Raw genomic sequence first — 7,672 nt, forward strand, 5'->3', positions numbered from 1 at the left:
CAGCGTATGTTGTCGGCGTGGGGGTGGGAGGCGAACTGGTCGAGCAGGCCCTCCAGGGCGTTGTCTCCGAACATCATCTCCAGGCTGGCGGCGGAGTCGGCGGCGGACGCCTCGCTGCGAGGGAAGAGCTCCTGTTCGTAGGCGGTGAGGGCGGACTCGGTGTCGCCGGGGTGGTCGGCGATCGCCCGGCCGAGCCGGGCACCGTCGAGCATGGCCAGATTGGCTCCCTCCCCTGCGAAGGGGGACATCAGGTGCGCGGCGTCACCGAGGAGAGTGAGGCCGACGTGGTGGTCCCAGCGGTGGCCGACAGGCAGGGCGTGGATACGGCGAGGTACCGCGGGGCCGTCGGCGTCGGCGACCAGCGCGCGCAGGTCTTCGTGCCAGCCGTCGAAGTGGGCGAGGACTTCCTTCTTCGCTGCTTCCGTGTCGGTGAAGTCGATGGTGTCGAGCCAGTCCTCGGCCGCCTTGACCGCGGTGTAGACGTGGATGCTGCCGTCGGACTCGTTATGGGCGAGGAAGCCCTTCTGGTCGCCGAGGCAGATGAAGAAGCCCCCTCCGACCAGCGCGGTGGCGGCCGGGTGGCGGGAGGCGGCCTCCAACAGGTCGGTCTCGACGAAGGAGATGCCCGTGTAGGTGGGGAGGGCATCGGAGACAAGGGGGCGGATGCGCGACCATGCGCCGTCCGCACCGACGAGCAGATCTGTGGTGATCGCCGTGCCGTCCGCGAAGGTCACCTCGTGACGTCCGCGGTCCAGCGCCCGGGCGCCGGTCGCCCGCTTGCCCCAGCGAACGGTGCCTGTCGGAAGCGAATCCAGCAGCAGGTCGCGCAGCTGCCCGCGGTCCACTTCGGGACGGTCGCCGTTGCCGTCGTCCTCCTCCGTCAGGCGCACCGTGCCCTGTGGGTCGACGAGGCGCATCGCTTGGCCGCCGGGATGGATCAGCTTGCGGAATTCGTCGTACAGGTCTGCGGCGCGCAGCGCGGCCTGGCCGGAGTCCTCGTGGATGTCGAGCATGCCGCCCTGAGTGCGGACCTCGGGTGACCCTTCCAGGTCGAAGACGGTCGCCTCGATGCCGCTGACGTGCAGCACGCGGGCCAGGGTGAGACCGCCGAGGCCGCCTCCGGTGATCGCGACGGGGTGGTGTCGGGTGGGCTGGCTGGAACTGCTGTCGGTCATGGCTGCTCCTTGTACTGGTCGAGTTGTACTGGTCGAGGCGGTGGGGAGGGTTCAGCTGTCGGCGCAGTCGGTGTCCGGTGTCGGAGTGGCGGTGGGGGTGGGAGTCGGGGTGTGGGCGATGCCGTTGATCAGCGCCTGAAGACACCAGGTCATGCGGTCCTCGGGCGAGCCGGTCAGGAGGCTTGTCGCCAGGGTGTGGACGTGGGGGTGGGTTTTCACGTCGACACCGTGGATGACACGGGTCAGGGCGTCCCATTCCTCCTCGGCCTCTGGGGCCTGTCTGCGGGTGGACTGCTCGGCCGCCGTGGCGGTGGCGAACTGCAGCAGCACGTCCACGCCCCAGGCGGCCTGCGTGCGCGGTACGCCGCCCTCGTCCAGGAGGGCCAGCAGCCGCTCCAGCAGCCGCAGGTAGTGCTCGCCGTTGGGGCGGGCGGTCAGGGCCGAGCGGGCCAGCGCCGGGTGCTCGAAGAGCATGTCGGAGTAGGAGGTCAGTACCCCAGCGAGCCTGTCGCGCCAGTCGCCTTCGTCCTCGACGGGGCCCAGGTCGACCTCGCCGAGCAGCTCGTCCAGAACGGCCGCGTGCAGTTCGGCGGTGTTGGCCACGTACACATACAGCGAGGCCGGACCCGTGTCCAGCTCCTGCGCCAGGAGCCGCATGGTCACCTTCTCCAGCCCTTCGGCCCGCATCAGGGCGACTGCGGTCGCAATGATCCCTTCACGGGTCAGCGCCGGCTTCGCCGGACGCTCCCGCCTGCTGGTCGGTGTTCTGCGTCGTCGTTCTGTCACACCACCAAAGTAACGAACATGTTCGTTAGAAACAAGTTCGTGACGAACATGTTCGTAGCCGATTTCAAGCTGTGCTCAGGACGTGCTCAGGTGCCGCCGGCAACTCTTCGACGTCGAAAACCACGAGCCACTCCGGTCCCGGTCCAGGCAGGATGCCCTCCGTGAACCATGTCCTGTGCGGGCTCGCCGCCAATACGGCCCTGCCGTCCGAGTTGGTCGACCGGCTGATCGCGGTCGCGGACACCGACATCGCCGCGGACCTCGCCGGTCGCGCGGACCTCGGCCATGCACAGGCGATTGCCTTGGTCTCGCGCGTCGAGGAGAGTGCCCGGCGGCTTGCGTCCGAGGGCCGGCTGACCGCTGCCGACATCGATCCCGCCGCGCAGCCACGCGCCGCCCTCGCCCTGTTCCATGAAGGCGTAGGCAGACCGGAGTGGGCGCGCCTGCTCGCGGCAGATCCGCTCGTCGCGCACCGGGAGGAGCTGGCTGCCTGTCCCGGACTCCCGTGCGACGGGGTGGAGTCACTTGCCGCGGACTCGGACGTACGAGTCGTCGCGGAGCTCGCGCTGTGTGCCGCGCCGGACGTGGCAGCCAGGCTTGCGCAGCATCCGCACGCCGAGGTCCGCCGCGCGGTCGCGGTAAACGAGGCAACACCGTCGGCCGTACTGGCGGCGCTGATATCCGGCGAAGGGCTGCCTCCCTCGCGCCGGTGTCTGGTCTGCGACCGCGAAGAGACACCGTTCGTGCATGATCCTCAATGCGCCAGGCTCGACTGCGATCTACTGCCGGGCGCATCCTGCGACGGTTCCCACGAGTCCACCGTGCATGACATGCAGCATGCGGCTCTGCGCAACCCTGCCACACCGACCGAGGCCGTCATCGGCTTCGCCGACCATCCGTCAACGCTGCTTCGCCGGGCACTATCGGCCCGCCCGGACCTGCCTTCCGAGGTGTACGGGCGGCTCGCCGCGGACGGCACTCCTGGTGTACGAGCCGACCTCGCCGAGAATCCCGCGATCGACGAAGCCCTGATCCGCGCCCTGGCCGGCGACCACGGCCACGAAGTGCGGCGCGCGCTCGCACACAACCCGCACGTACCGCTCGACGTGCTCACCGACCTGGCCGACACCGCCAAGATCGGCGCCACCCTGCTGCCGCGGATCGCCGCCGCCTCAACCAGAGAGGTTGAGGAACTGGCCAAGTCGCCGAACCCCGCCGTACGGATGCTCCTGGCCCAACGACGCGATCTGCCGGCCGAGATTCGCGACGCATTGGCCACCGACCCTGACGCGAAGGTGGTCAAGTCCATCGCCGGGCACCCGGGCCTCTCCGAAGCGCGGTTGCGCACCATGGTCGACCGGCACGGATCCCGGGTCCTCGCCAAGGTGGCGGCCAATCCGGACGCGACGCCGGCGCTGCTGGAGGACGTGACCCGACACCAACCACCGGTACAGAAGGCGCTGCGCGAGGTCGCCCGGCATCGGAATGCGACCGCCCCGGCGCTGCTCGCCTGCCTGGCAGACAAACGGGCGAGGCCCATCGCCGCAGGCCATCCCGCACTCCCGCCACCGGTGATCGTGGAACTCCTCACCGACACCGACGGGCAGGTGGTCGAAGGGGCCGCCGCCAACCCGTCGCTGCCGCCTGCGGTGATGTCGGACCTGGTGTGCCGACTGTAACTGCCCTGCCCACCAAGGGAATCGCTCATCCCGCCGACTCATGCGCCGACCTGTCGATTGAAAGCCCGGCCTCGATGTATTCAGTTGCCAGGGTCCTCGATGTGTTCGGGCAACTTGAGGGCTGCGTGAGCCGGGCGCCCGGCTTTTGGTGGCAGAGCGGTGAGGCCGCGAAGCCTTTTGTTGCGCTTCTCAAGGGCTTCGGCCGTGGTGGGGAAGAGCGCCGCGCCGCCTTTGCCGACCTGCGCCTGGTTCAGCTCTACGAATCCGCGGATGTCGCGTTCGTAGGCGGCGAAGGCCTCGGCGTGGTCGCGATGGGCGGCCAGCGAGCGGGCGAGCACATAGGCGCCGACGAGGGCGAGGCTGGAGCCTTGCCCGGTCAGGAACGACGGGGCGTAGGCGGCATCGCCGAGGAACGCGACCCGACCGCTGGACCAGCACGGCATGTGGACTTGGCTCACGGTGTCGAAGAACGAATCGTTCGCGTGGCGCAGGGCGGCGACCATGGCCGGGATTTCCCATCCGTCGTCGGCGAAGGTGGTGGCGACGAGATCATGTTGTGCCTCGGAGTCGCGGAGGACCTCGTGCGGTTGCTCGGGTTGAGCGAAGTTGAGGAATGCGTGCAGCTCGTTGCTGTCCTTGACCGCGTAGAGCGCCGCGGCCCTTCCGGGGGTGTTCCAGATGAGTGCTTCATGGGAGAGTCCCAGCGTGTTGGGCATGGTGAAGATGGTGAAGCAGTATCCGAGATAGCGGTGGAATTGCTGCTCGGGGCCGAATACGAGCTCCCGGGTACGCGAGTGCAGTCCGTCCGCGCCCAGGACCAGGTCGAAGCTGCGCTGGACGCCGCTGCGGAAGGTGACGTCGACCCCGTGCTCGTGTTCCTTGAGCGCATCGATGGAGTCGTCGAACACGAACTCCACCTCGTCACGGACGGCCGCGTACAGGAATTCCGCCAAGTCCCCGCGAGGCACCTCGACGTCATGTCCCTCGACGCCGCCGACCACCGCCTGCGGATGAACCACCGCCGCCGCACTGCCGTCGGCGTTGAGGAAGGTCAACCGGCGTGACTCGATATGGGCTTTCTGCAGCTGCGGCAGGATTCCCATCCGGCGAGCCACCTCAACCGCCGTGCCACGCACGTCGATCGGGTAACCACCGCCCCGCAGCCCGGTGGACTTCTCCACCACCGTCACCGTGAATCCGTACCGCTGCAGCCAGAACGCCACGGCCGGACCCGCGATGCTCGCGCCCGAAACCAGGACCGTACCTCTCGATGCGGTTCTTGTGCTCATTCGTCAACTCCCAGTCCGCTATGAGGAATTAGAAGACCAACTCGGATTTGCCCGTAGGCCAGGAACCTTTCGGCTTCTGCCGGCCTCTTCTGAGGTCGATCACACCGCTTCCCGCTCCAGGTCGGGCCCCGGCGAGTTGCGGCTGCGGCGTGTGCTTCGTACGAGCATGACGACCAGCACCGCGGCGATCGCGAACGCGCCGGAAGCGATCGCGATGTAGCTGAACACGCCTGTGGCCGAATTCGTCGTCTCGCCGTCGACCACCACGGCGGTCGACTTGAGTACGGCCGCGCCCACGAAGTCCAGCACCACCGACCCGATCGACACCATGACCATGACCAGGCTGGACACGATGCCCTGGCGTTCGGGGGACGCCAGGCTGCCCGCCATGTTGAAGCCAGATGTGCCGAGCGCTCCTACCGTCACACCCAGCAGGAATGCGCAGCAGAGCGCGACGGCAAGCTGGGAGGCCCCGAGGAACATCCCGATGGTCACGACCATTCCGAGCATGACTGTCCCCGCCAACGTCGAGGCCGGTCCGATGCGTGCGCCAAGCCATCCGGCAACCGGACCTCCGAGCATGACTCCGAGTCCGGGCGCCGCGAGCAACTGTGCGACAGATCCCTGGTCGGCCAGTCCGTACCCGAGTTGCTGATCCGCCGAGACGTCACCGATGAGAGGGATGAGCTGAAGCATGCTCTGGTACGAACCGGCTCCGAGGAAGACGACGAGGAGCATGAGCACCAGTGGCCCATCGAGGTCCCTGACGTCGATCAGGGGGTCGGGCTTCCGGCTCGAGACCAGGAACCACCTGGCCAGTGCCGCGACGCCGCCGACGAGGAGAGCCAGTGGGCCGGCGGCGAGCCAGCCGAGGTCCGAGCCAAGGCTGACGTAGCTGAGCACTCCGGCGAGACCTCCACCGAGGAGGAGGGCACCGGCGACGTCGATCTTGCCCGGTGTCCTGACCAGGGATTCGGGAATCACCTTCCGCACGCAGATCGCCATCACGGCCCCGACAAGGGCCGACAGGACGAACAAGATCTGGAAGCCGAACTCCGTGGCCAGTTTCTCGATCAGAAAACGCGACGCGATGTTGAGCACCGCGGAGCTGGAGGTGACGATGCCCACGACGATCATCGCGATGCGGGGTGCGCAGACACCTCGAACGATTGCGACGGATAGGAACACGGCGGCCAGAGACGCTCCTTGAAGCATGCGCCCCGGCACGAACACCCAGAGGCTGGGGGCCACGGCACACAGGAGGGCGCCCGTGCAGCTGAGGAGCAACGCCACCACGAGCACCCTGCGCTTGCCGTAGATGTCGGCGCTCTTTCCGAGCAGGGGCGCCCACATCACCCCCGCCAGCATCGCGGTGGCGTTGAGCCATGCCGCCTGGTCGGTGCCGAAATGGTCGAGCATCTCCGGGAGGACGAGCAGTGGCGCGGTAATGGCCGAGTCGACCACGAAGTTCACGAGAGCCAGGACAACCACCAGCCCGATGAGCCGCCCGTTCCATCTCGTGTGCAGTCCGGTGTCTGTACTTCCGGTCCTGCTCTGCTGCATTGAGGACTCCTCACTACGGGTTCGCGTCCGTCCGGTTCCGCGACGGGGTGAAGAGTGCGGGGACGGCTGCGCGCCGGGCGTCATACCGGGGAGCCAATGTGGAGGTGCTACCGCGGTAGGGGGTGGAGGCGGCAAGGCCGATGGCTCGGCCTTGCCCGGGGCGGACCCTGGCGTCGCCGCACGGCGAGGAGCCTCCTCCGAGCTGCGGAGACGCAGCTCGGAGGAGGCTCCTTCTGGGAAACCGGCAGATCTCAGGCCTCGCGGTCGCGGAGTGCCGCGCCGGCCGGGAGGGTTACGGCGAGGAGGCCGAGGGATACCGCGGTCGCGGCGAATGTGGCGTACAGCAGTGGGGGTATGTGTGGGGACTCGCCCGTCAGGCCGCGCATCATGGGGGTCAGCGTGATCATGGCGATGGTCGTTCCCAGGGCCACGCCCGCCACCGATACCAGCAGGCTCTCCCAGTGGAGCATGCGCAGCACCTGGCGGCGGGTGGAGCCGACGAGGCGGAGCGTGGCCAGTTCGCGGCGGCGGTCCAGGACCGTCATCACGAGGGTGTTGACGGCGGCGACGATGGCGAAACCGCCCAGGACGGCGGCCATCGTGTAGTTGGCCCAGGCGCCGAGTTCGCGGTCCACGTTCTGCTCGACGGCGTAGCCCGAGGCGTCGGTGACCTCGCCGAGTGCGGCCAGCGGCTCGGCGTCGCCTCCGCGTACCAGCAGCGTGCTGTCGAAGGTCGACGTGACGTGGCCTGCCAGGGCCGCGCGGTCCATGGTGACCGCCGCCAGGCCCAGGCCGCGGCCGTAGACCGCGACGACTTCCGGGCGGGCCTCGGTGCCGTCGGGGAGGTGGAGCGGCAGCTTGTCGCCGACCTTGACCTTCGCCGAGGTGGCGAGGGTCTTGTCGATGGCGATTCGGCCCGCACCCACGCGGTCCAGGCTGCCGCTGCGTACGTCCAGGTCCTGCACCTTGGCAAGTTGGGCGCCGGAGCCCGAGATGCCCTGGGTCGCCGCCCCTTGCAGCGACGTCTCGCCGCCGGAGTCGACGGGCACCAGCACCTGCGTGTCGGGCAGGCTCACGGCCGGCCCCCGAGTGGGTGCCGTGGGGCGAGCGGCTCCGGCCCGGGGACATGGGTCCGGGGGACCTTCTGCCCACGGACGCGGAGGATCTGCGCCTGGAGGCG

Annotated in this window: 5 protein-coding genes and 2 pseudogenes; 2 read left to right on the forward strand and 5 right to left on the reverse strand. The window is 68.7% G+C overall.

The genetic code is table 11. The features are described 5' to 3' along the window. Both O3Q52_RS44450 and O3Q52_RS44455 read right to left on the reverse strand, forming a co-directional pair. Window positions 1-1,175: NAD(P)/FAD-dependent oxidoreductase (locus tag O3Q52_RS44450; protein ID WP_269654209.1), on the reverse strand; the 1,175-nt coding region annotated here is incomplete at its 3' end. A 51-nt stretch (window positions 1,176-1,226) separates the two neighbouring features. Further along, the gene (locus O3Q52_RS44455; RefSeq protein ID WP_269654210.1) at window positions 1,227-1,961 is read right to left on the reverse strand and encodes a TetR/AcrR family transcriptional regulator; all 735 of its coding nucleotides are present in this window, start codon (window positions 1,959-1,961) and stop codon (window positions 1,227-1,229) included. Between the two features lie 161 nt (window positions 1,962-2,122). Here O3Q52_RS44455 and O3Q52_RS44460 point away from each other — a divergent pair, with 161 nt between their 5' ends. Beyond that, entirely contained in the window at window positions 2,123-3,640 is a 1,518-nt protein-coding gene (locus O3Q52_RS44460) for a hypothetical protein (RefSeq protein ID WP_269654211.1), read from the forward strand. Between the two features lie 80 nt (window positions 3,641-3,720). Here O3Q52_RS44460 and O3Q52_RS44465 read toward each other — a convergent pair whose 3' ends face one another. The 3 genes and pseudogenes from O3Q52_RS44465 to O3Q52_RS44475 all read right to left on the reverse strand — a co-directional run. Next, on the reverse strand, window positions 3,721-4,929 hold the full coding sequence (locus tag O3Q52_RS44465; protein ID WP_269654212.1) for an FAD-dependent monooxygenase: 1,209 nt from the start codon (window positions 4,927-4,929) through the stop codon (window positions 3,721-3,723). A gap of 99 nt (window positions 4,930-5,028) precedes the next feature. Then, a complete protein-coding gene (locus O3Q52_RS44470; RefSeq protein ID WP_269654213.1) occupies window positions 5,029-6,492 on the reverse strand; it encodes an MFS transporter in 1,464 nt (487 codons plus the stop codon). Window positions 6,493-6,743: 251 nt separating this feature from the next. Beyond that, window positions 6,744-7,571, reverse strand: a pseudogene (locus O3Q52_RS44475) (ABC transporter permease); the annotation flags it as partial. 2 nt (window positions 7,572-7,573) lie between these two features. On the opposite strand from O3Q52_RS44475, the pseudogene O3Q52_RS44480 reads away from it, so the two are divergent. After that, window positions 7,574-7,672, forward strand: a pseudogene (locus O3Q52_RS44480) (DUF3027 domain-containing protein); the annotation flags it as partial.

This window comes from Streptomyces sp. ActVer, assembly GCF_027270795.1.
GTDB lineage: Bacteria > Actinomycetota > Actinomycetes > Streptomycetales > Streptomycetaceae > Streptomyces > Streptomyces umbrinus_A.